The organism is Pseudomonas sp. MT92, from assembly GCF_058792515.1.
This window is the reverse complement of record NZ_JBXAFA010000022.1, coordinates 47,611-70,585: the sequence shown is the minus strand read 5'-3', so window position 1 is coordinate 70,585 and position 22,975 is coordinate 47,611. Positions and strand designations below refer to the sequence as shown.

Sequence of the window (22,975 nt, the reverse complement as noted above, 5' to 3'; positions counted from 1 at the left end):
TCGCGATGGCGGCCTGACGGTCGCTATTGATATTGACTGGACGGCGCTTATCGCGAGCAAGCTCCCACACAGGGATCCGTGGTGGTCAGAAAGACCTGCTCACGCTCGCCACTACCGTCGCGCTGCACACGTCATCGAAGCCCCAGTTGCTGGCGCACTGGCTCTTCGACAGGTTGGTGTCGACGTAGCTCAGGCCCAGCGTTACACCGGCCAGTTCGTGGGTCAGCCTGACCTCCCACTCCCGGTACGAATCCTCGGCTTCACCCGAGTTCGAATACAGGGTCGGGTCCTTGAAGTCTATGTTGCCGTAGCGCAGTTTCAGGCCGGTGCCATAGGGCAACTCGGTTTCATAGCCGACGTAGGTGTAGAGCGAGTTCTGCTGGCTGTCGATGCCCGGTGCATCGTCGGAGTAATAGGCGCCGAGCTTCACCCCATAAACGCTGAGAATGCCGTAGACCTCGCTCTGATTGAACTGGCTCTCTTTCGGGTAACTGTATTTGAGATAACCAAGGTCGAGATTGACCGCATCGGTGGCTTGCCACAGCCAACCGGCGTAGTAATCGATCTCCTGTCGGGTCTTCAGGCCGCCGCCAAAGTCGACGTTGGAACTCCATGCGCCCAGGTACAGGCCACTGCTGTGAGTCAGGGTCGCGCCGGCTTGTAGGGCCGGGTCGTTCTGGGTTTGCGAGATGCCACGGCTGCGATAGTCGCTGGCCAGGTTCACGTCCAGCAGCAACGAGAAATCATCATTCAAGGGCACGGCGTGGCTGCTTAAAGGCAGCAGGCTCAAGGAGCCGAGGGCGAACAGGGTGAAAACGTTCATGGGGTACGTCCCGCTATTGTGATTGTTATAGGCAGAAGTCGGACATGGCTGCGCCTGGCCCCGTGTTGAGAAACACGGAGTCGGGCAGCGGAGGGGTTGCTGTTTTTCTTAGAGGGTTGGTGCGTAGACCTGACGACCGGCGAACCAGGTTTGCAGCACTTGGGTGTCATGCAGGGCTTTTTCGTCGACGCTGAACACATCGCGGTCGACCACGATGAAGTCGGCCTGTTTGCCAGCGGTCAAGGAACCGATCTGTTTGTCCAGGCCAATGGTGCGGGCGGCGTTGAGGGTATAGGCGTAGAACATGGTTTCGCGGTCGATGCGTTCATCGGCGTTGAGCACGCCCATTGGGCCGACCCGGGTCATGGCCTGGGCCATGGCGTTCCACGGATTGGGCGACGACACCGGCCAGTCGCTGGCCCCGGCGATGGTTGCGCCTTGCTTGAGCAACGAGTGCGCCGGGTACTGGTAACGGAACGCCAGAGCACTGATGTAAGGCTTGATCATGTCCGTGGTGTAGTCGTCGGCGCTGGCCCACAGCAGTTGCATGGACGCGATGACATCGAGCGGTTTGAAGCGGGCGAACTCTTTCGGATTGACGATCTGCAAGTGCGTGATCGAGTGGGTCACACCGCTCTGGCGGTCCTTGCGCGCCTGGGCGATGCCGTTCAACGATTCGCGTACCGCGCGGTCGCCGATGGCGTGGATGTGCACCAGCCAGCCCCGTTGATCGATGGCGCTGACCAACTCGCCGAAGTGCTTGGGATCGATCAGCAGTTCACCCGGTTTGTGCGAGTTGGTGTAAGGGTCGATCATCGCCGCGCTCTGCGCCGGATACTCGATCACGCCATCGGCGAAGATCTTGATGCCGGGCAGCGTCAAGTTGGGAATGCCCTGGAACTGCTGGCGGACCTTGTCCAGGGTGTCGAGATCGGCCGGAACGCTTTTGCCGTTGGCCACCAGCAGCGCCGCGACGTGGGCGGTCATGCCGCCGCTTTCGGACAGGGCCTTGTACACCGGCAGCACGCCGACGGTTTTCTCCGTGGGCTTGAGGGCGAATATCGGCTCGCCGGGCGCGGCGTTGGCGGCGGGGTCCATCCATGCCGTGATGCCAAGACTGTTGTTGTAACTCACGGCGGTTTGCGCCGCCTTGAGCATGTCGGCGGCACTCGGCGACGGCATCTTCGAGGCCACCCGGTCCCAACCGGCGTCCACCAGAAATCCGTTGGGGCTGCCATCGGCGAGTTTGCCAATGGTGCCTTTCTCGGTGTCCGGCAGGTTTTTCAGCAGCGTCGCATCCACTCCGGCGCGCTTGAGCATCACATTGTTGGCCCAGGCCGTGTGGTGATCGCTGCCGGTAAACACCACCGGTACGTCGGCCCATTCGCCGCTGTTGAATATCTTGCCCAGGGCTTCGGCCTGCGCCCAGTAAGCCGAGCTCATGCCGGCCACGGTCAGGACATCGCCATGCCGGGCCTTGCTGTCGTCACGCCAGCCACGCAGGCGGTTTTCCAGTTCGTCGAGCTCGACCACCTCGTCTTCCATGTTGGCTGCAACCATTTCCAGGCCGCCGAAAATCGCGTGGGAATGGCTGTCGATCAGGCCGGGCATCAGGGTCTTGCCAGCCAGATCGATGACTTGGGTTCCTGAGTCGATCAAGGCCTTGATCTGCGCATCGCTGCCCACTTGCAGCACTTTGCCGTCCTGCACGGCCAGGGCCTGAACCTTGGGCTGGTTACGGTCGGCGGTGAAAATCTTGCCGTTGAACAGCACCAGATCAGTCGCCGCCATGGCTTCCAACGAGGCAAAACTCATGGCCGCCATCAGTAGATTCGGGATGAATCTTTTCATTGAATGTTTCCTTGTTATTGCGTCTGATGGCCAGATTAGTGGCTTGCCGGCGTCGGCAGAACGCCTCACTCACGAAAAACGTTTTTGCCTGAATGGAAAAAGAATGGACAAGTTGGGTGCACTGAAAATGTTCGTGGTCACCGCGCAACTGGGCAGTTTCAGTCGCGCCGCCGAGCAGTTGGGCAAGACCCCTTCGGCCCTGACCAAAGCGGTCAATCACCTGGAGGCGGAGCTGGGGGCGCGTTTGTTCGAGCGCAGTACCCGGCGGATTTCGCTCACGGAATCCGGACGGCTTTACCTGGAAACCGCGCGTCAGGTCTTGCAGCGGCTGGACGAGGCGGGGGAGGAGATCGAGCAGTTGCAGCATGGCTTGCGCGGCAGTCTGAAAATCACCGCGCCGCTGGCCTATGGTCGGGCTTTTCTCGACCAGGTGGTGGGCGGTTTTCTTGAGCAATACCCGCAGATCGACCTGCAAGTGGACCTGTGCGACGCGTTCGTCAATTTGCTCGAAAGCGGCTACGACCTGGCGTTGCGCGAAGGGCATGACGACTTGCCGGGGTTGATCGCCCGGGTGGTCGGCAGCAATCGCCTGGCGCTGTGTGGCAGCCCGGAATACCTGGCGCGCAAGGGGCTGCCGGTCACCCCGCAAACCCTTGATCAGCACGAATGGTTGTTGTATTGCCACCCATTGCTCAGCCGTGAATTCTGGTGGGTCGAGCGCGACGGCCAGCGCGTGAGCCTGCCGCAGCCCCGGACACCGCGATTGCGCAGCGACAATTACGACCTGCTGCTGGCCAATGCCCTGGCCGGACGCGGTCTGCTGCACACCCCGCTGTGGAGTGCCGCGCCGTACCTGGCCGACGGACGACTGGTGCAGGTGATGGCCGATTACGACATCGACCCGGACAGCTTCGGCCCGCACATTCTGGCGGTGTACCCCAGCCATCGGCGGGCCACGGCCAAAGTGCAGGCGTTTATCGATTACATCACCGCGTATCTGGCTTCACGTGGTCTGTAGGAGCAGCCGGTCGAGACTCCTACAGAAGTCCTTGTAAGAAAAAACCGAAAAGAGTACAAATGTACTCCATGACGACTTTAACTCCCCGCCGTACCGCCATCCTGACCTTCATCCGCGAACGCATCGCCGAACACGGTCAGTCCCCGAGCCTCGCCGAGATCAGCGAGGCGTTCGGTTTCGCCTCCCGCAGCGTGGCGCGCAAGCATGTGCTGGCGCTCACCGACGCCGGGTTTATCGAGGTCAACCCGCATCAGGCCCGGGGCATTCGCCTGCTCGGGCAGCCGCCGCGCCCCGAACTGCTGGATGTCCCGGTACTCGGCCGGGTGGCGGCCGGTGCGCCGATCGGGGCCGATGCCGAAATCCATAGCCGCTTGCTGCTCGATCCATCGATCTTCTCCCGGGTGCCGGACTACATGCTGCGGGTCCAGGGTGACTCGATGATCGAGGACGGCATTCTCGACGGCGATCTGGTGGGCGTGCACCGCAACCCCGAGGCGCTCAACGGCCAGATCGTCGTGGCGCGCCTGGACGGCGAAGTCACCATCAAACGTTTCGAACGGGTCGGCGACCGGGTTCGCCTGTTGCCGCGCAACCCGGCCTACCAGCCGATCATCGTCGAAGCCGGCCGGGACCTGGCCATCGAAGGGGTGTTCTGCGGTCTGGTGAGGCAAGGCTGATGGGTGCCGTCGTTGCGCTGGATACGCTGTTCAATGGCGGCCAGGTCTGGAAGGGCCGGCCTGCGCCGCCTGCGGTCAGCCCGCAACCCACCGGGCATGCCGCGCTGGATGCAGCGTTGCCCACGGGCGGCTGGCCGGAAGCGGCACTGACCGAAATTCTCCTGGCCGGGCAGGGCATCGGCGAATTGCAACTGGTATGGCCGGCACTGGCGCGGCTGTCGGCGGCGGGCGAGCGCATTGTGCTGGTGGCGCCGCCCCATGTGCCGTATCCCCAGGCCTGGCAGAGCGCCGGGGTCGATCTGCGCCAGTTGTCGATCATCCAGGCCAGCGAACGCGATGCGCTGTGGGCGGCGGAACAATGCCTGCGTTCGGGCAGTTGCGGTGCGGTGCTGTGCTGGCCGCACAAGGCCGATGACCGCGCCCTGCGTCGCTTGCAGGTGGCGGCGGAAACCGGCTCGACCCTGGCGTTCGCCTATCGCTCGATCAGTGAAGCGATCAACCCGTCGCCAGCGGCCCTGCGCATCGCCATCGATGCCCCCATCAATGCCACGCCTGCGCAATTGCGGGTGCTCAAGTGCCGGGGCGGCCTGGCCCGTTCGGCGCCGATTGCCTTTGCCGTGGGGCATTGAGGTTGCCATGCGCTGGGTCTGCATTCTCTTCCCGCAATTGGCGCTGGACGCGGTACTGCGTCAGCGCGCCGATCCCGAAGCGCCGCTGGCGTTGCTGACCGGCCCGGCCCAGCGCCGGGTGTTGCAGACGGTCAACGGCGCGGCGCGGGCGCTGGGCTTGCGTCCCGGCCAGTCCATGAGTGCCGCCCAGGCCTTGAGCAAGGGCTTTGCCACGGCCGAGTACGACACGGCTGAAATCGAACACTGGCAGCAGTTCCTGGCCGCCTGGGCCTATCGCTTCAGTTCCCAGGTCAGCGTGCATTACCCGCGCGCGCTGGTGTTTGAAATCGAGTCCAGCCTGGGGCTGTTCGGTGGCTGGTCGCCCTTCGAGGCGCGTTTGCGCAGCGAGCTCGGCGAGTTGGGTTTCCGTCACCGCATCGTCGCCGCGCCCAACCCGGTAGCGGCGCGCATGCTGGCCAACGCCCATGACGGCCTGGTGGTGCCCGACGATCAAGCCTTGCGGCATCACCTCGGGCAATTGCCCGTCGACCGCATCGGGCTGGAGGCCAACGTCGCCACCGCATTGTCGCGCATGGGCCTGCGCACCTTGAGTCAGGTGCAGGCGTTGCCTCGACACAGCCTGGCGCGGCGCTTCGAGGCCCCGGTGCTCAAGCACCTGGACACCTTGCTCGGTTTGCGGTGCTTGCCGCTGGCGTTCTATCTGCCGCCGGACCGCTTCGATGTGCGTATCGAGCTCAACTTCGATGTGCAATCCCATCAGGCCTTGCTGTTTCCGCTGCGCCGGTTGACCGGCGACCTGTCGGCGTTTCTCTGCGGGCGCGACAGCGGCGTGCAACGCTTCGACCTGCATCTGGAACACGCCGGCTTGCCGGACACGCTGATCAAGGTGGGGCTGCTCAGCGCCGAACGCGACCCGGCGATGCTCTTCGAACTGGCGCGAGGTCGGCTTGAGCAAGTGCAGGTCGAGGCGCCGGTGCGTGGTTTTCGCCTGCGCGCCGAAGACTTGCCGAGCTTCGTTCCGCAGTTTCAGGAGCTGTTCGACGATCGCCCACAGCAAACCTTACCCTGGGAACAACTGCGCGAACGCCTGCGCGCTCGGTTGGGGGACGACGCGGTGCACGGCTTGCGCTTTCAGGCCGATCATCGACCCGAGTGCGCGTGGCAGGCCAGTGCCGACCACCAGCCCTGCGCCGGATTCCCCAGCGTGCAACGGCCAGGCTGGCTGCTGACAGAACCCCAGGCGGTACACGAAGGCTCGACGCGCATTCTCATGGGGCCGGAACGCATCGAGTCCGGCTGGTGGGACGGCGACGACGTACGCCGCGACTATTACCTGATCGAAACCCGTAGCGGCCAGCAGGGCTGGGCCTATCGTGCGGTCGGCGAGGATGGCCCGTTGTGGCTGCAGGGCTGGTTTGCATGAGCGCCGGGTATGCGGAACTGCACTGCCTGTCGAACTTCAGTTTCCAGCGCGGTGCCTCCAGTGCCCTTGAGTTGTTTCAGCGGGCGAAAAAGCAGGGCTATCAGGCCCTGGCGATCACCGATGAATGCACCCTGGCCGGCATCGTCCGCGCCTGGCAAGCGGCGAAGTCCGTGGAGCTGCCCCTGATCATCGGCAGCGAAGTGCGCATCGAGAACGGCCCGAAACTGGTGCTGCTGGTGGAAAATCTTGAGGGTTACCAGGCGTTATGCCGACTGATTACCCGAGCCCGCCGGCGTACGCAAAAAGGCCAGTATCAAGTCTTGCGCGAGGACTTCAGCGAACCGTTGCCGGGGTTGCTGGCGCTGTGGGTGCCGGATGCGGTCGATGACTTCGCACAGGGGCACTGGCTGAAACAGGTGTTCGCTGAACGCTTGTGGCTGGCGGTGCAGTTACACCGGGGGCAGGACGATGCCCGGCGCCTCAATGATCTGCTGGCATTGGCCAGGGAGCTGCGGATGCCTGCGGTGGCCAGCGGCGATGTACACATGCACGCTCGCGGGCGGCGCGCCTTGCAGGACACCATGACCGCGATCCGCTATCACCTGCCGGTGGCCGATGCCGGATTGCGCCTGCACCCCAACGGTGAGCGGCACCTGCGCAGCCTTGACGTCTTGCGCGATCTCTATCCAGCGGCCTTGCTCGACGAAACCCTGAACATCGCCCGGCGCTGCACGTTCGACCTCGGCCAGCTGCGTTATCAATATCCACGGGAGCTGGTGCCAGAGGGACACAGCGCAGCGTCCTGGCTGCGGGAGTTGACCGAGCGCGGCATGCGCGAGCGCTGGCCCGGCGGGGCGAGCGAGAAGGTGCGCGGGCTGATCGACAAGGAACTGGGGCTGATCGCCGAGCTGGGCTATGAGAGTTATTTCCTGACCGTGCAGGACATCGTCGCCTTCGCCCGGCGCGAGAAGATTCTGTGCCAGGGCCGGGGCTCGGCGGCCAACTCGGCGGTGTGTTTCGCCTTGGGCATCACCGAGATCGACCCTGATCGCATGAACATGCTGTTCGAGCGCTTTCTCTCCAAGGAGCGCAACGAACCGCCGGACATCGATGTCGATTTCGAGCACGAGCGCCGAGAAGAAGTCTTGCAGTATGTGTTCCAGCGTTATGGCCGGGGGCGTGCCGCGCTGACCGCCGTGGTCAGCAGTTATCACGGCGCCGGTGCGGTGCGCGACGTGGCCAAGGCGCTCGGGTTGCCGCCGGATCAGGTCAACGCCCTGGCCGACTGCTGTGGCCACTGGAGCGATCAGGCTCCGCCCGTGGAGCGCCTGCGTGAAGGTGGGTTCGACCCTGACAGCCCGGTGTTGCGCAGGGTCCTCAGCCTGACCCAACAGTTGATCGGATTCCCCCGACATCTGTCCCAGCATCCCGGTGGTTTCGTGATTTCCGAGCAGCCGCTGGACCATCTGGTGCCGGTGGAAAACGCCGCGATGGCCGAGCGCACCATCATTCAGTGGGACAAGGACGATCTCGACGCGGTCGGGTTGCTCAAGGTGGATATCCTGGCCTTGGGCATGCTCAGCGCGATTCGTCGTTGTTTCGATTTGCTGCGCCGTCATCGCAACCTGGACCTGAGCCTGGCGTCGATCCCCTCCGAAGACGCGCCAACCTACGACATGATCGGTCGCGCCGACACCATCGGCGTGTTCCAGATCGAGTCCCGGGCACAGATGTCGATGTTGCCCAGGCTCAAGCCGCGCAAGTTCTATGACCTGGTGATCGAGGTGGCCATCGTTCGTCCCGGACCGATCCAGGGCGGCATGGTGCATCCGTATCTGCGTCGGCGAAACAAGGAGGAACTCGAAAGCTATCCCTCGGAAGAGTTACGGGAGGTGTTGAAGCGCACCCTGGGGGTTCCACTGTTTCAGGAACAAGTGATGCAAATCGCCATTGTCGCCGCCGACTACAGCCCCGGCGAGGCCGACCAGTTGCGCCGCTCGATGGCGGCCTGGAAACGTCATGGCGGGCTGGAACCGCACAAGGACCGGCTGGCCGCCGGCATGAAGAAAAAAGGCTACACGGCTGAATTCGCCGCGCAGATTTTCGAGCAGATCAAGGGGTTTGGCAGTTACGGTTTTCCCGAATCCCACGCCGCCAGTTTCGCCTTGCTCACCTACGCCAGTTGCTGGTTGAAATGCCACGAACCGGCCGCCTTCGCCTGTGCGCTGATCAACAGTTGGCCCATGGGTTTCTACAGCCCGGACCAGATTCTGCAGGACGCGCGTCGCCACCATCTGCAGATTCGCCCGGTGGACGTGCGGGCCAGCGACTGGGATTGCAGCCTGGAACCGCTCACCGGCGCGCAACCGGCGATTCGCCTGGGTTTGCGCATGATCAAGGGCTTTCGCGAGGACGATGCCCGGCGTATCGAGGCGGCGCGTTCGAACGGCGCGTTTGCCGACGTCGCCGACCTTGGCGAACGGGCCCGACTCGATGCCCGCGCCCAGGAGCTACTGGCCGATGCCGGTGCGCTGCGGGGGCTGGCGGGCGATCGGCATCGGGCGCGCTGGGAGGTGGCGGGGGTGCAAAAGCAGCTTGGCCTGTTTGCCGGCCTGCCCAGTCAGGAGGAGGGCGCGGTGGCGCTACCCAAACCCACCGTGGGCGAGGACCTGCTGGCCGATTACAACAGTCTGGGCACTACCCTGGGGCCGCATCCGCTGGCGTTGTTGCGCGGTGAGTTGAAGGCACGACGCTGTCGCAGTTCGAAGGAATTGCTGGCAGTCGAGCACGGGCGGCCGGTCAGCGTCGCTGGGCTGGTGACCGGACGGCAGCGACCAGGCACAGCCAGCGGCGTGACCTTCGTCACCCTGGAAGACGAGTTCGGCAACGTCAACGTGGTGGTCTGGCGTGACCTGGCCGAGCGGCAACGCCAGGTGCTGGTCGGTTCACAGTTGCTCAAGGTCGATGGACGTTGGGAGAAGGAGGGCGAAGTGCGCCACCTGATCGCCGGGCGCTTGAGTGACCTGAGCCCGCTATTGGATGGCATCAGCGTGCGCAGCCGGGATTTTCGCTGACGATGCATCCCCTGTAGGAGCGAGCTTGCTCGCGATGGGCGTAAGAACTCCGCAGTCCGTCAGGCAGCCCTCATTTTCGTTGACGTTTTTCGCGAGCACGCTCGCGCCTACAGGGGATATGCGCTACGTACTACTTGGCCACCGGCCAGAACCGCTCCCCACCCCCCGGCGCTTCTGTCCAGGCCTGCAAGGAGCGTGTCGGCAGGTCGAAGTAATCCCGCGTTCGCGCATAGCCATGCCCGCCCATCCGTCCGATCGCATCGAGCCCGAGTTGATCGATGTACAGGGTTTTCGGGTCGATCAGTTCATCGCGTACATGGGCCATCAGCACTTCGCCGAAGATGATTTCCCGCGACTGGCCGATGGACAGCGCCATCATCCGGCGGCATTCCAGCGCCACCGGGGCTTCGCCGATCCGTGGGCATTTGACCGTGGTGCCAGGAATGGCGGTGAGGCCGGCGGCGGTGAGCTCGTCGAAGCCGGGGGCGAAGGGCACGGCGCAGACGTTCATCGCTTCCACCAACGCATCGCTGACGATGTTGACGGTGAATTCCTGGTTGAGCTGAATGTTGCGCGTGGTGTCTTTGGGGCTCTGGTCGCCGTAGTTTTCAACGCCCAGGGCGAGGATCGGCGGATCGGCCGAGAGTGCATTGAAAAAGCTGAACGGGGCGGCGTTGATCCGGCCTTCACCGTCGACCGTGGTGACCAAGGCAATCGGCCGTGGCACCACGCTGCCGATCAGAATCTTGTATTTGTCTCGCGCACTCAGTGTGCTGAAGTCGAAGCTTTGCATGGGCAGGATTCTCTAAAGAAGTGGATCGATGGCGCTCAGTGGCGCCTGTGCGCTGTAGTTGTCGGCGAACGGGATGGCCGGTTGGAACAAGGTCTTCCAGTCCGGTTGGCCAAAGGCCCGCTCGCTGTGGCTGCGCATCAGTTTTTCGAATTGCTGTTGGGCCTGGCGTTGCAGGGTGGGGTAGTCGACACCGTGAACCTGGCCGTCCTGCATCACGCAACGGCCATCGATGTAACTGGCGATGCAGTCGTCGCCGCGCCCGGCCAGAACCAGGTTTTTCAACGGGTCGAACAGCGGCCCCAGGTGCAGGCCGCGCAGGCTGAACACGGTGATGTCGGCCTTCGCCCCCGGCGCCAGGCGACCGATATCGTCACGGCCCAGCGCCTTGGCGCCACCGAGGGTGGCGGCGTTGTACAGGTCCAGTGTGCTGGTCTGCGAGTTGCCGCCCTCCATCAGGCGCGCGATGTTCAGGCCCTGGCGCATGTTGTCGAGCAAGTCCGCTGGCCAGGTGTCGGTGCCCAGGGCGAAGTTGATGCCCTTGGCGCGATAGCGGCCGAAGGAGTTGAGCGCCTCGCCATCCCGGGCGAAAACCACCGGGCAGTGCACCAGGCTCGCGCCGCCATCCACCAGCCGCTGCAGGTCGTCATCGCCCTGGGTGTAGATGCCATGGGGCAGCAGGCTGCGCGGATTCAAAAGCCCAAGCTGCTGCAACCAGCCCAGCGGTGACGCGCCGCGCAGTTGTTCGACCATCGCTACCTCGCCGGGCCCCTGGCAGCAATGCAAACGCATCGGGGCGTGCAGCTCGCGGCTCAGTGCAGCGGTGCGTTGCAGCAGCGCCGGCGTGCAGGTCTGGATGCGGTCCGGCAGCAGTGCACCCCTAATCAGGCCGCCGTTCGCGCCGTCGAAATCACGGTAAAACCGCTCCGCCGCATCGAGTCCGGCCAGGCCCCGGGCTTCATCCCAGTGATGCGCCAACGTACCGTCGGCCTGCCAGTAACTCATGCCGCTCATGTAACAAGGGCCGAGGTAAGTGCGCAGTCCCAATTCGCTTGCCACACCGGCCACCGCCGCAAACTCGTCGTAGGTTTCCGCCCATTGGCGGTAGTACATCGAGGTGATCGGCATGGCGGTGGTAATGCCGTTGCGGATCAGTTGGGTGAAGGCGTAGCGATACTTGAAGACTTCCTCTTGCAGGCTGTAACTCTCCCGTGATCCGCGCGCCAGATAGTCCGCCGACCACATCCGGCCCATGTCGCGCTCGTCGCCGTTGTCCAGGGTCAGGACCGTAGAGTCAAGATCGCCCAGGGCATCCAGATCGATGAAGCCGGGGCCGATCAGCGCATTGCCGTAGTCGATCCATTGCTCCACTGGCCCTGGATAACCGCGCCCGACAAACACAATGCGCGAGCCTTCGAACACCACTTCGCCATCGCGCCACAGCACGTGTTGCGTGCCGTCGAAGCCGACCACGCAACTGGCTCGAAGTCCGATGCGATTCACAAACGACTGTCCAGCAAGCGACCGCCCGCAGCGATCAGCCGCCCACCGCGATAAACCTGGCGAACCGGCCGCGAAACCACGGCTTCCCCCAGTGTCTGCACCGGCATCAACAGAAAGTTCGCCGGCCCGCCCAGCGCCAGCCCATAGTCCGTAGTGCCCAGTGCCCGAGCGCCATTTACCGTCGCCGCTTCGAACGCTGCCGCCAGTTCATCGTCCTTGTTCAAGTCGAAACGAAACGCCAGCAACATCGCCCGCTCCAGCATGTCGCCGTTGCCCATGGGCGACCAGGCATCGCGGATGCCGTCGGAACCCAGGCAGACATTCACCCCGGTTTCGCGCAGGGCCAGGAATGGCGGCACCGCGCAATCGGCCGGTGCCGAGCTCATCAACGAAATACCCAGCGCCGCCAGGCGTTCGGCCACGGGTTTGACCTGGCTCCACGGCAGCATGCCGAGGCAGTAGGCATGACTGATCATCACCCGGCCCTGACGCCCGAAGTGTTCGGTGTAATCAGCGATCAGCGCGATTTGCCACAGACCCAGTTCACCTTTGTCGTGCAGGTGAATGTCCACCCCACGGTCGAACTCGCTGGCCAGTTTGAACACGAAATCGAGTTGGGCGATGGGGTCGTTGTCGATGCCGCAGGGGTCGAGGCCACCGACGTTCTCCACGCCCAGGGCCATGGCTTCGCGCATCAGTTCGGCGGTGCCGGGACGGCTGATCAGGCCGGTTTGCGGGAACACCACCAGTTGCAGGTCGATCAGGTCGCGGTACTTGTCCTGCAGTTGTTGCATGGCTTCGACGTGGCGCAGGCCGAATTCCGGGTCGATGTCGACGTGGCAGCGCATGGTCAGGGAGCCACGGGCGATGCAGTTTTCCAGCAGGGCACCGGCTCGCTGCGCGATGGGGGTTTCGACTTCACGCAGGATCCGCCGTTCGTTGGCGATGTAATCCTTGAGGGTCGGGCCAGCGCTGTTGGGGCGCCACGGCTGGCCCCAGAGGGTTTTGTCCAGGTGCACATGGCTTTCCACCAGGGCCGGGGTCAGCAGTTGGTTTTGGCCATCGATGTCGGTGGCGAGCAATTCAGTGGTCGAGGCCGGGCGACGTTGGGTGAACCGACCGTTTTCGATCAGCAGGTCTTCGGCGGGGGAGCCGTAGGGGCGCACATAGCGCAGCCAGCGGGGTTGAGTCATTTAAACCTCGAATTCTGTGGTGTTTGGGAGGGCCTCATCGCTGGCAAGCCAGCTCCCACAGGGTTTGGGGGGTTCACAAATGTTGTGATCAACACAAATTACTGTGGGAGCTGGCTTGCCAGCGATGGCCGCGTCAGGGTTTCAAGTCAGCCCTTGAGCTTCGCCCAGATGCGGTCCTGCAGTTCCCGCGCCTTGTTGCTGCACTCTTTTTCAGGGCGCAGTCGCGAGGCGAATTCGTCGGGCATGTTGATGGCGTCCATCACCCGCCATTTGGCGTCGATCAACGTGTCGCTCTGGATGCCGTTGGCGTAGGCGATGGCGTTGGACACGGCGGCGGCGTTTTCCGGTTTCATCATCCAGTCGATGAAGATTTTCGCGTTGCCAGGGTGCGGGGCGCTTTTGGGCACGGCGAAGTTGTCCTGGAACATCGCCAGGCCTTCGCGCGGGTAGACGTACTTGATGGTGCTCTTCTGCAGCGTGGCTCGCGCGGTGGAACCGTTCCAGTTCTGCATCATGATCACTTCACCGGAGGCCATGCGGTCGACGGTGTTGTCGGAGCTGTACATCTTCAGGAACGGTTTCTGTTTTTGCAGCAGCTCGAGGATGCGCTTGGCGTCCTGCGGGTTTTCGCTGCATTCGTCGACGTTCAGGTAATGGCTGGCGGCATTGATCACGCTGCTGGAGGTGTCGAGCGCGGCGAGTTGGCCTTGCAGTTCCTTGCGCGGTTCGAAGAACTCTTTCCACGAATCGTCGAGTTTGCCGCCCGGCACCCGCGCACTGTCATAGGAAAACCCGGTGCTGCCCCACAGGTACGGTGCCGAGAATTTGCGGCCGGGGTCGAAACCCGGGTCGCGGAATGCCGGTTTCACGTATTGGAAATTGGGCAGGGTCGAGGCATCGATTTCCAGCAGCAGGTTCTGGTTGATCAGGGTGCGCATGATCGACTGCGACGGCACGATCACGTCATACGCCGCGCCCCCGGCCTGCAATTTGGCCAGCAGGGTTTCGTTGCTGTCGTAGCCGTCCATGGTGACCTTGATTCCGGTCTCTTTTTCGAACTTGGCCAGCAGGTCGACCGGGTAGTAGTCAGTCCAGTTATAGAAGAACAGCTCCTTGGGTTCGGCGGCGTGCGCGCCGAACGCGGTGAAGCAACTCAAGGCCAGACTGGCAACGGCGAAACGCATGCTTTTCACTTTCTTGTTCATAAACACAGGCTCCAGGCTCATTGTTGTTTACCGCGCTGTCCCAGCCAGAAGGCCAGCACGACCAGCACGATGGAAATCACCAGCATCAGGGTCGAAATCGCGTTGATCTCCGGCGTCACGCCGGCCTTGATCGCCGAGAAGATGTACACCGGCAAGGTGGTCGAACCCGGCCCGGCGACGAAGAAGGTCATGATGAAATCGTCGAGGCTGACCACGAACGCCAGCACCGAACCGGACAACACCGCTGGCCACAGCAGCGGCAAGGTCACCCGGCGAAACACCTGCCACGGGTTGGCGTACAGATCGTTCGCCGCTTCCAGCAGGCTCTTGTCCAGGTCATTGAGCCGCGCGCGGATCGGCAGGTACGCGAAGGGAATGCAGAAGCCGACGTGCGCGATGATCACTGTCAGCAAACCGAGCTTGATCCCCAGTGCCATGAACAGCAGCAAGGTGGCGACCGCCGTGACGATCTCCGGCAGGATCAGCGGCAGGTTGATCCCGCCCTCGACCATTTTCTGTCCGTAGAACGGCCGGTAGGTGGCCAGCGCCGCGAGCAAGGCAATGGCCGTGGCGCAGACCGTGGCGATGCTGGCGACGATGATCGAGTTCAGCGCCGCCGTCTGGATCGACGGGTTGGCCAGGATCCGCCCGTACCAGGCGAAGGAGAACTCGGTCCACACCGTGGCCGAGCGGTTGGCGTTGAAGCTATAGGCAATCAACACCAGGATCGGCAGGTACAGATAAGCCAGCATCAACAGACTGACTTCACGGGTCAGGGGCAGTTTTTTCAGGTGCAGGGCGATCATGCTTGGGCTCCCCGACGCAGGGTCTTGGCGGCGTTGCGGCTATAGAGGGCGTACAGCACCAGGGACAGCAACATGATCCCCAGCAGCAGGAACGACAGCGAACTGCCCAGCGGCCAATTGCGCGCGGTGCCGAACTGTTGCTGGATCAGGTTGCCGATCATCAGCGTCTTGCCGCCGCCGAGAATCGCCGGGGTAATGAACGCGCCGAGGCTCGGCACGAACACCAGCAGGGAACCGGCAATCACCCCCGGCATCGACAGCGGCAAAATGATCCGCTTCAGCGCGTGCCAGCGATTGGCGCCCAAGTCATAAGCGGCTTCCACCAGACGCCAGTCGAGTTTCTCCAGGGTCGAGTAGATCGGCAGGATCATGAACGGCAGGAAGCTGTAGACCAGGCCGACGCTGACCGCGAAGTCGTTGTAGAGCAGGGTGATGCCACCGGCCTGGGGGAACAGCGCATTGAGGGTTTGGGCGACCCAGCCCTGTTCGCGCAGGATGATCAGCCAGGCGTAGTTGCGGATCAGCAGGTTGGTCCAGAACGGGATGGTGATCAGCAAGACCATCAGGTTGCGCCGGCGCGGTGTCAGGCTCGACATCCACAACGCCACCGGAAAGCCGAAGAGGAAGCACAACACGGTCGTGCCTCCGGCCTGGAACACCGAGCGCAACAGCGCCTGGGCGTAGACCCAGTTCAGTTCCAGTTCGCCGTCGAAACCTTCCTGGAAAAACAGCTGCACGTAGCTTTGCAATTGCCAGTTGGCCTGCCAGTCGACGCCGCCATATACGTTGCGCGGCAACAGGCTGATGTAGCCCATGATGCCTAGCGGGATGGCGATCAGGGCCAGCAAGGTCAGTACCACCGGGCTGAGCAACAGCGCGCGGTTGAGGGCGGGAGAAGTGCTGCTGACGCTCATCTCAGGCCTCCATCAGCAGGCAGGCGTGGGGCGGCAGGTTGACCGCGACGCGATCGCCGACACCGCGGCTGCGATTCAGGCCTTCGTTGTTTTCGCGCAGCATGACCTTGATGTCGTTGTTCAAGCGGCACTGGTAGAGGGTCGCGGTGCCGACATACAACACGGCCTCGATGACCCCGCGCAGGTGATGCGGTTGCGTCGGCTCGACCAGTTGCGAGCGCTCCGGACGGAACGCCAGTTGCACGCTGGCGCCATCGAAGCCCTGGGCCGGGCAGGGGATTTCCACCGGCATGCCGTTGGGCACGAACAGCTTTTCGTTCTGCTGGCCGCGCTTGAGATGGCCGGGCAGGAAGTTGATGTCACCGATGAACTGCGCGACAAACTGATGCTGCGGCCGTTCGTAGATGTCATTCGGCGTACCGATCTGCAGGATCTTGCCGGCGGACATCACCGCAATACGATCGGACAGGGTCAGGGCTTCTTCCTGGTCATGGGTGACGAAAATGAAGGTGATCCCGGCTTCCTTCTGCACGCGCTTGAGCTCGACCTGCATTTCCTTGCGCAGCTTGAGGTCCAGGGCCGACAGCGGTTCGTCGAGCAACAGCACTTTCGGTTTCGGTGCCAGGGCCCGGGCCAGAGCCACGCGCTGTTGCTGGCCACCGGACAATTCCGCCGGTTTGCGCTTGGCCAGGTGCTGCATTTGCACCAGCGCGAGCATTTCGTCGACCCGCTGCGCAATCTGCTTGTGATCAAGACCCTGCATCTCAAGGCCGAAGGCGATATTCTGCGCAACACTCATGTGCGGAAACAGCGCGTAGCTCTGGAATACCGTGTTGACCCGACGCTTGAATGGCGGCAGGTCATTGACCGGTTCGCCCGCGAGGCGAATCTCGCCGGCGCTGACGTGTTCGAAGCCGGCGATGGTGCGCAGCAGGGTGGTTTTGCCACAGCCGGAGGGGCCGAGCAGGGTAAAGAACTCGTTGTCGGCAATGTCGACTGAAACGTTGTCGAGGGCTGGAGCCAGCCCCGGATCATCGGAATACCGTTTAAAGACGTTACGCACTTCGATTGCAACTGGATGACCCATAATGGTGCATTCCTCTAATTATTGTATGCAAAATCTGGATGCAATTTAGAAATACCCGGATTAACCTGCTCGTGCAACCCCCTTTTTCAAGGCAGTTCATTCGCCTGGGGCTGATTGCATGGCGCTGAAGGAGTGATCGAATGGCGGAAAAGAAACTGGAAACCACGGTCGACCGTGTCTACCAAGGGGTTTACGAGGCGATCAGCAAGCGCACCTTGCGTCCCGGGATGAAGCTGGGCGAGTCATCCCTGGCCGAACTGTTCAATGTCAGCCGCACGTCAGTTCGTGCCGCGCTCAAGCAGTTGGAAGCCGATGGCCTGGTCACCACCGAGCCCAATAAAGGTGCATCGGTATCGTTGCCGAGCGACGAAGAGATCCGTTCGCTGTTCGAGACGCGACGTTTGATTGAAATCGGCATCGTCAGCGAACTGTGCCGTCGTCGCGATACCGCCGTGACCCAGGATTTGCGCGATCATCTGCTGCTGGAGGACGAAGCCCATCAAAGCGGCGACCACGAGCGCCTGATCCATTTGCTTGGCGAGTTCCACATCAAACTGGCCCGCAGCCTGAACAACCCGGTGTTGCTGGACTGGTTCCAGAAACTGATCTCCCGCGCCTCGCTGTACGCTGCTGCGCTGGATGACGACAGCCACGAAGCCTGTCGCGATGACGAACACCTGCGGTTGATCGAGTACATCGAAGCGGGTAACCAGAGCGCGGCGATCGAACTGACCTGCATGCATTTGAATGGCATCGAGAAGGCGATTCTGGATGTGGCCGCCACCTTGAAAACCGGTTATCACCCGCTCAAGCATTTGATCGAGGTGTGATCATCGATTGGCTCTTTGTGGGAGCACGCTGTGGCACCCTAAATGCTTCGACGATATGAATCAGCTATACCTCTATGAAACCATTGCCATCCGCGATGCTCGAAACAAACGGGTATGATTTTCTGGATAAGGCCAACTGATGCAGTTTCTAGAGGATAGCCACGGGTGTGCCGGCTGGAACGGTGAAATGGCCGGGCGTATCCGTGCGTTCGACTGGAGCCGGACCGAGCTGGGCAACCTCGATACCTGGCCCAAGAGCCTGAGCAGTTCGGTGCAGTTGATGCTTGCCTCGCCACTGCCGATGGTGATGCTCTGGGGGCAGCCCGGCTACATGATCTATAACGACGCCTATTCGGAGTTTGCCGGCGGGCGTCATCCTTATCTGTTGGGTTCTCCGGTCGAGCTGGGCTGGCCGGAAGTCGCCGAATTCAATCGCTACGTGGTCGATACCTGCCTGGGCGGCGGCACCTTGTCCTTCCGCAACAAAGAGTTGGTGCTGTTGCGCAGCGGAATCCCCGAAGAGGTGTGGTTGGACCTGTATTACAGCCCGGTTGCCGATGATAACGGCAAGCCCGCCGGGGTCATGGCGATGGTTGTCGATACGACTGAACGGGTGATTTCCGAGCGCCGTCGCCAGGCCGCCGAAGATGCCTATCGCGCCGACAACGAGCGCGTACGCCTGGCGTTGAATGCCGGCGCCTTGCTGGGGTCGTTTGTCTGGGACGTGAAGAGCAATGTGCTGAGCGGCGATGAGCGTTTCGCCCGCACCTTTTCCTATCCCGCCGAACAGCCGCTGGACAACCTGCCACAAGACATCGCTGAAGCGCATATCCACCGTGACGACCTCAGTTGGCTGCAGGAACAGGTCCGGCAATCGATGGCGACGGGCGAACCCTTCAATGCCGAATATCGGGTCATCCGCCCTGATGGCAGTTATCTGTGGGTACTCGCCAGTGGCTGTTGCGAGTTCAATGAACAGGGCGAGCCGTTTCGTTTCCCCGGGGTGTTGATCGACATTCATGAACGCAAGATCGCCGAAGAGTCCTTGCTCAGGTTCACCCGCAACCTGGAGCAACGCGTGGCCGATGAAGTCGAGGCGCGACTGGCGGCGGAAGAACAACTGCGCCAATCCCAGAAGCTCGAAGCCATCGGTGGCCTGACGGGCGGCGTGGCCCACGACTTCAACAATCTGTTGCAGGTGATCGCCGGCAACCTGCACCTGCTGGCCCGGCATGAGCCAAATAACGCCAATGTCCAGCGCCGGGTGGCGGCGTCGATTGCCGCCGTCGAACGCGGGGCAAAACTGTCTACGCAATTGCTCGCGTTTGCTCGTCGCCAGCCCTTGTCCCCGGCCATTTATACGCCTGAGCAGATTTTCGATGGCCTGGGTGAGTTGTTGCAGCGTGCGCTGGGTGAAACCTTCCAGGTGCAAATGCGTGCGCCCGCCAACCTCTGGCGGGTGTTCGTCGATCGCAATCAACTGGAAAATGCCATTCTCAACCTGGCCATCAATGCCCGTGACGCCATGAAGGGTGAGGGCACCATCGACCTGAGCGCGGAAAACATCCGCCTTGATCGCGCATTTTGCAAAGGCAAGGGCATCGGCGCCGGCGACTATGTGCGGGTATCGGTGGCCGACACGGGGGCAGGCATGCCGCCGCAGGTGCTCGCCCAGGCGTTTGAACCGTTTTTCACCACCAAGCCCGACGGCCAGGGCACGGGGCTTGGCTTGAGCATGGTGTTTGGCTTCGTCAAACAGAGCGGCGGGCACATCGAGATGTTCAGCGTCGTCGGCGAAGGTACCCGGGTGCAGCTTTACTTCCCGCGCAGCCTGCGCACGGCGGGCAATGAAATATCCACTCTTGAAGTGCAGCAACGAGGCGGACACGAGCGGATTCTGGTGGTCGAGGACAATGAAGCGGTGCGCGTTTCAACGGTGGAGTTGTTGCGCGAGGAGGGCTATCAGGTGCTGACGGCCACCAATGCCGATGTCGCCATGCAGATGTTGCTGGAAGGCGTGGCGGTAGACCTGATTTTCACCGATGTGGTCATGCCGGGCCTGATCAAGAGCTCGGATCTCGCGGCGTGGGCCAAGGTACAGAATCCGCCCGTGACGGTGCTGTTCACCTCGGGGCACACCCGTGACATTATCTCGCGCAATCACCAACTCAGCCCGGATACCTTTTTGCTGAGCAAACCCTACGGCCCCGATGCGCTGACCCGGATGATTCGTACGGTGCTCAACGGTTGAGCAAAAAGACCGGCATGGGTGGGTTCTGCGCTATCCAATCAAGGCGACCTGATGACCTCAAACCGCACCTCCAATCCAACCTCCGGCATGGTCAAGGTACGCGGTGCCCGGGAACACAACCTCAAGAACGTCGATGTCGATATTCCCCGCGATGCCTTGGTGGTGTTCACCGGGGTGTCCGGTTCGGGAAAATCGTCGCTGGCGTTTTCGACCCTCTACGCTGAAGCGCAACGCCGCTATTTCGAATCCGTCGCCCCTTATGCGCGCCGCTTGATCGATCAGGTCGGCGTCCCGGATGTGGACTCCATCGAAGGCTTGCCACCGGCCGTGGCCTTGCAGCAGCAACGGGGCACGCCGAGCACGCGTTCTTCGGTGGGCAGCGTGACGACGTTGTCGAGCCTGATCCGTATGCTCTACTCCCGCGCCGGCAGTTACCCGCCAGGCCAGCCGATGCTGTACGCCGAAGATTTTTCGCCCAATACGCCCCAGGGTGCCTGCCCGGAATGTCACGGCCTGGGCCGGGTGTATGAAGTCACCGAGGCGCTGATGGTCCCGGACCCGAGCCTGACCATCCGCCAGCGGGCCGTCGCCTCATGGCCCCTGGCATGGCAAGGACAGAACCTGCGCGACATTCTGGTGACCATGGGCTACGACGTCGATATTCCCTGGCGCGACCTGCCGAAAAAGCAGCGCGACTGGATACTGTTCACCGAGGAAACGCCGACGGTGCCGGTGTACGCCGGCCTCACCCCGGAAGAAACCCGGGTCGCCCTCAAGCGCAAAATGGAACCGAGTTACCAGGGCACCTTCACTGGCGCGCGCCGCTACATCCTGCACACCTTCACCCACTCCCAGAGTGCGCTGATGAAAAAGCGTGTGTCGCAGTTCATGCTCGGCAGCCCGTGTCCGTTGTGCGAGGGCAAGCGGCTCAAACGCGAGGCGCTGTCGGTGACCTTTGCCGGCTACGACATCGGCGCGCTGTCACAGATGCCGTTGTTGCAAGTCGCTGAGGTGCTGAAGCCGGTGGCGGCCCAGCATTACCTGGAGGAGGGTGATGAAGCGGGCGAGGTACTGAGCCACAGCCAGACCCGCGAGGCCCGTGAACAGCGCGTGGCCCATGGCGCCAGCGGCCACGCCAACGCCCCCGATGTACGTCATACGCCAAACCTGTCAGTGGAAAAACGCCTCGCCGCGCAACGGATCGCCCAGGATTTGCTGGAGCGGGTCAGCACCCTGACCGACCTTGGCCTCGGTTACCTGGCGCTGGAGCGCAGCACGCCGACGCTGTCATCGGGTGAGTTGCAGCGTCTGCGCCTGGCGACGCAGTTGGGCTCGCAGTTGTTCGGCGTGATCTACGTGCTGGATGAACCCTCGGCCGGCCTGCATCCGGCGGATGGCGAGGCGTTGTTCGACGCCCTTCAACGCTTGAAGGCCGCCGGCAATACCTTGTTCGTGGTCGAGCACGATCTGCAAACCATGCAGCGTGCCGACTGGTTGATCGACGTCGGCCCGGCGGCGGGGGAGCATGGCGGACGGGTGCTGTACAGCGGTCCACCGGCCGGGTTGGCTGAAGTGGCCGAATCGCAAACCCGCGCCTACCTGTTCGCCGAGCAGGCCAGTCACGCCCGTACCAGCCGCAAGGCCGGGGATTGGCTACGCCTGGAAGGCATTACCCGCAACAATCTGGATAACCTCGATGTCGAGTTTCCGTTGGGTTGTTTCACGGCGGTGACCGGTGTCTCGGGTTCGGGCAAGTCGAGTCTGGTCAGTCAGGCGTTGCTGGAACTGGTCGGCGCGCACCTCGGGCGCCCGGCCGCCGACAGCGAACCGCAAGAGTTGAATCTGGAGGACGACACGCCGCAGGTCAGCAGTGGCCAGGTCACGGCGGGGCTGGCGTCGATCAAGCGTCTGGTGCAAGTCGATCAGAAGCCCATCGGTCGCACACCGCGCTCCAACCTGGCGACCTATACCGGGCTGTTCGATAACGTGCGCAAACTCTACGCTGCCACGCCCGAGGCACAAGCGGCGGGTTATGACGCCGGGCAGTTTTCCTTCAACGTCGCCAAGGGCCGTTGCCCGACCTGCGAAGGCGAGGGGTTTGTCAGCGTCGAGTTGCTGTTCATGCCCAGCGTCTATGCACCGTGCCCGACCTGTCACGGTGACCGCTACAACCCCGAGACGCTGGCGATTAGCTGGCAGGACCGCAACATTGCGCAGGTCCTGCAATTGACGGTGGATGAGGCGGTCGAAGTGTTCACCGAACAAGCGGCTATCCGCCGCTCGCTGGAGGTGCTGCGCGACATTGGCCTGGGCTATTTGCGCCTCGGTCAACCGGCGACGGAGCTGTCCGGGGGCGAAGCCCAGCGCATCAAACTGGCCACCGAACTGCAACGCAACCAGCGCGGGGCCACGCTCTATGTGCTCGACGAGCCCACCACCGGACTGCACCCACGGGATGTCGATCGCTTGCTGGAGCAATTGAACAACCTGGTGACCGCGGGGCACACGGTGATCGTCGTCGAGCACGAAATGCGCGTGGTGGCGCAGAGCGACTGGGTGATCGATATCGGCCCAGGGGCGGGGGATCAGGGCGGCAAGGTGGTCGTGGCGGGGACGCCGCAGAAAGTCGCCAAGAGCAAGAAGAGCCGGACCGCGCCGTTTTTGGCCCGGGTGCTTGGCGCGGTGTGAACGGGCGGTGTACTTGCGGGCCCGTTCGCGAGCAAGCTCAAGGCTTCAAGTTGTGGAGGCCGTCCGGCAGGCAAAGGTTTTATCGCATTGGCCAAAGGACGACGAACGGACACCGCTGGTCTGACAGGTGGTCGACAGAACCGGTCAACCAAGGCCATTCTGATAGTTGGCGAGCGCAATCAGAGGCGTTTGCTGCCGATTAACAAACGGAGG

At 62.7% G+C, this 22,975-nt stretch carries 17 protein-coding genes; 8 read left to right on the top strand and 9 right to left on the bottom strand.

The genetic code is table 11. The annotated features are described in order from the left end of the window. Positions 1–85: 85 nt before the first annotated feature. Together AC1Q6D_RS30165 and AC1Q6D_RS30160 are read right to left on the bottom strand one after the other, a co-directional pair. Positions 86–823: a TorF family putative porin gene (locus AC1Q6D_RS30165; protein WP_103405790.1), complete on the bottom strand. Its 738-nt coding sequence runs from the start codon at positions 821–823 to the stop codon at positions 86–88. Positions 824–931: 108 nt separating this feature from the next. Further along, positions 932–2,674 (bottom strand): amidohydrolase, encoded by a 1,743-nt coding sequence (locus AC1Q6D_RS30160; RefSeq protein WP_103405789.1) that lies wholly within the window; start codon positions 2,672–2,674, stop codon positions 932–934. Positions 2,675–2,777: 103 nt separating this feature from the next. On the opposite strand from AC1Q6D_RS30160, the gene AC1Q6D_RS30155 reads away from it, so the two are divergent. Genes AC1Q6D_RS30155 through AC1Q6D_RS30135 form a run of 5 tightly spaced genes read left to right on the top strand, consistent with a single transcriptional unit; the run spans position 2,778 to position 9,495 of the window. Next, positions 2,778–3,692, top strand: a complete 915-nt coding sequence (locus AC1Q6D_RS30155) for a LysR family transcriptional regulator (protein ID WP_103405788.1) — start codon at positions 2,778–2,780, stop codon at positions 3,690–3,692. A 59-nt stretch (positions 3,693–3,751) separates the two neighbouring features. Then, positions 3,752–4,369, top strand: a complete 618-nt coding sequence (gene lexA, locus AC1Q6D_RS30150; protein ID WP_103405787.1) for a transcriptional repressor LexA — start codon at positions 3,752–3,754, stop codon at positions 4,367–4,369. Further along, positions 4,369–4,998 carry a translesion DNA synthesis-associated protein ImuA gene (imuA, locus tag AC1Q6D_RS30145; RefSeq protein WP_103405786.1) on the top strand — a complete coding sequence of 210 codons (630 nt, stop codon included), beginning with the start codon at positions 4,369–4,371 and terminating at the stop codon, positions 4,996–4,998. Before lexA ends, imuA begins: the two co-directional genes overlap by 1 nt. A gap of 7 nt (positions 4,999–5,005) precedes the next feature. After that, entirely contained in the window at positions 5,006–6,421 is a 1,416-nt protein-coding gene (locus AC1Q6D_RS30140) for a Y-family DNA polymerase (protein ID WP_103405785.1), read from the top strand. Further along, positions 6,397–9,495, top strand: coding sequence for an error-prone DNA polymerase (locus AC1Q6D_RS30135; protein WP_178083150.1), 3,099 nt, complete (start codon positions 6,397–6,399; stop codon positions 9,493–9,495). Before AC1Q6D_RS30140 ends, AC1Q6D_RS30135 begins: the two co-directional genes overlap by 25 nt. A 130-nt stretch (positions 9,496–9,625) precedes the next feature. On the opposite strand, the gene AC1Q6D_RS30130 is transcribed toward AC1Q6D_RS30135, so the two are convergent. The 7 genes from AC1Q6D_RS30130 to AC1Q6D_RS30100 form a co-directional block, all read right to left on the bottom strand. Further along, positions 9,626–10,288, bottom strand: a complete 663-nt coding sequence (locus AC1Q6D_RS30130; RefSeq protein ID WP_090462345.1) for a flavin reductase family protein — start codon at positions 10,286–10,288, stop codon at positions 9,626–9,628. A 12-nt stretch (positions 10,289–10,300) separates the two neighbouring features. Continuing rightward, a complete protein-coding gene (locus AC1Q6D_RS30125; protein WP_103405783.1) occupies positions 10,301–11,788 on the bottom strand; it encodes an amidohydrolase family protein in 1,488 nt (495 codons plus the stop codon). Further along, positions 11,785–12,981 carry an amidohydrolase family protein gene (locus AC1Q6D_RS30120; RefSeq protein ID WP_103405782.1) on the bottom strand — a complete coding sequence of 399 codons (1,197 nt, stop codon included), beginning with the start codon at positions 12,979–12,981 and terminating at the stop codon, positions 11,785–11,787. The genes AC1Q6D_RS30125 and AC1Q6D_RS30120 overlap by 4 nt, the downstream gene beginning before the upstream one ends. Before the next feature lie 146 nt (positions 12,982–13,127). Then, on the bottom strand, positions 13,128–14,186 hold the full coding sequence (locus AC1Q6D_RS30115) for an extracellular solute-binding protein (RefSeq protein ID WP_103405781.1): 1,059 nt from the start codon (positions 14,184–14,186) through the stop codon (positions 13,128–13,130). A 17-nt stretch (positions 14,187–14,203) separates the two neighbouring features. Further along, on the bottom strand, positions 14,204–14,992 hold the full coding sequence (locus tag AC1Q6D_RS30110; protein WP_047529819.1) for an ABC transporter permease: 789 nt from the start codon (positions 14,990–14,992) through the stop codon (positions 14,204–14,206). Next, positions 14,989–15,906: an ABC transporter permease gene (locus tag AC1Q6D_RS30105; protein ID WP_047529818.1), complete on the bottom strand. Its 918-nt coding sequence runs from the start codon at positions 15,904–15,906 to the stop codon at positions 14,989–14,991. Before AC1Q6D_RS30105 ends, AC1Q6D_RS30110 begins: the two co-directional genes overlap by 4 nt. Before the next feature lies 1 nt (position 15,907). Next, positions 15,908–16,993 carry an ABC transporter ATP-binding protein gene (locus AC1Q6D_RS30100; RefSeq protein ID WP_103405780.1) on the bottom strand — a complete coding sequence of 362 codons (1,086 nt, stop codon included), beginning with the start codon at positions 16,991–16,993 and terminating at the stop codon, positions 15,908–15,910. A 140-nt stretch (positions 16,994–17,133) separates the two neighbouring features. Here AC1Q6D_RS30100 and AC1Q6D_RS30095 point away from each other — a divergent pair, with 140 nt between their 5' ends. From AC1Q6D_RS30095 to AC1Q6D_RS30085, 3 genes are all read left to right on the top strand, one after another. After that, on the top strand, positions 17,134–17,823 hold the full coding sequence (locus AC1Q6D_RS30095) for a GntR family transcriptional regulator (protein ID WP_047529816.1): 690 nt from the start codon (positions 17,134–17,136) through the stop codon (positions 17,821–17,823). A gap of 139 nt (positions 17,824–17,962) precedes the next feature. Next, positions 17,963–20,074 carry a hybrid sensor histidine kinase/response regulator gene (locus AC1Q6D_RS30090; RefSeq protein ID WP_103405779.1) on the top strand — a complete coding sequence of 704 codons (2,112 nt, stop codon included), beginning with the start codon at positions 17,963–17,965 and terminating at the stop codon, positions 20,072–20,074. A 51-nt stretch (positions 20,075–20,125) separates the two neighbouring features. Further along, on the top strand, positions 20,126–22,762 hold the full coding sequence (locus AC1Q6D_RS30085) for an excinuclease ABC subunit UvrA (protein WP_103405778.1): 2,637 nt from the start codon (positions 20,126–20,128) through the stop codon (positions 22,760–22,762). Positions 22,763–22,975: the final 213 nt, after the last annotated feature.

Bases quoted from the DNA above. Each gene is read 5' to 3' on its own strand.
- AC1Q6D_RS30165 (WP_103405790.1), bottom strand. From the start codon at position 823: ATGAACGTTTTCACCCTGTTCGCCCTCGGCTCCTTGAGCCTGCTGCCT.
- AC1Q6D_RS30160 (WP_103405789.1), bottom strand. From the start codon at position 2,674: ATGAAAAGATTCATCCCGAATCTACTGATGGCGGCCATGAGTTTTGCC.
- AC1Q6D_RS30155 (WP_103405788.1), top strand. From the start codon at position 2,778: ATGGACAAGTTGGGTGCACTGAAAATGTTCGTGGTCACCGCGCAACTG.
- lexA (WP_103405787.1), top strand. From the start codon at position 3,752: ATGTACTCCATGACGACTTTAACTCCCCGCCGTACCGCCATCCTGACC.
- imuA (WP_103405786.1), top strand. From the start codon at position 4,369: ATGGGTGCCGTCGTTGCGCTGGATACGCTGTTCAATGGCGGCCAGGTC.
- AC1Q6D_RS30140 (WP_103405785.1), top strand. From the start codon at position 5,006: ATGCGCTGGGTCTGCATTCTCTTCCCGCAATTGGCGCTGGACGCGGTA.
- AC1Q6D_RS30130 (WP_090462345.1), bottom strand. From the start codon at position 10,288: ATGCAAAGCTTCGACTTCAGCACACTGAGTGCGCGAGACAAATACAAG.
- AC1Q6D_RS30120 (WP_103405782.1), bottom strand. From the start codon at position 12,981: ATGACTCAACCCCGCTGGCTGCGCTATGTGCGCCCCTACGGCTCCCCC.
- AC1Q6D_RS30115 (WP_103405781.1), bottom strand. From the start codon at position 14,186: ATGAACAAGAAAGTGAAAAGCATGCGTTTCGCCGTTGCCAGTCTGGCC.
- AC1Q6D_RS30110 (WP_047529819.1), bottom strand. From the start codon at position 14,992: ATGATCGCCCTGCACCTGAAAAAACTGCCCCTGACCCGTGAAGTCAGT.
- AC1Q6D_RS30105 (WP_047529818.1), bottom strand. From the start codon at position 15,906: ATGAGCGTCAGCAGCACTTCTCCCGCCCTCAACCGCGCGCTGTTGCTC.
- AC1Q6D_RS30100 (WP_103405780.1), bottom strand. From the start codon at position 16,993: ATGGGTCATCCAGTTGCAATCGAAGTGCGTAACGTCTTTAAACGGTAT.
- AC1Q6D_RS30095 (WP_047529816.1), top strand. From the start codon at position 17,134: ATGGCGGAAAAGAAACTGGAAACCACGGTCGACCGTGTCTACCAAGGG.
- AC1Q6D_RS30090 (WP_103405779.1), top strand. From the start codon at position 17,963: ATGCAGTTTCTAGAGGATAGCCACGGGTGTGCCGGCTGGAACGGTGAA.
- AC1Q6D_RS30085 (WP_103405778.1), top strand. From the start codon at position 20,126: ATGACCTCAAACCGCACCTCCAATCCAACCTCCGGCATGGTCAAGGTA.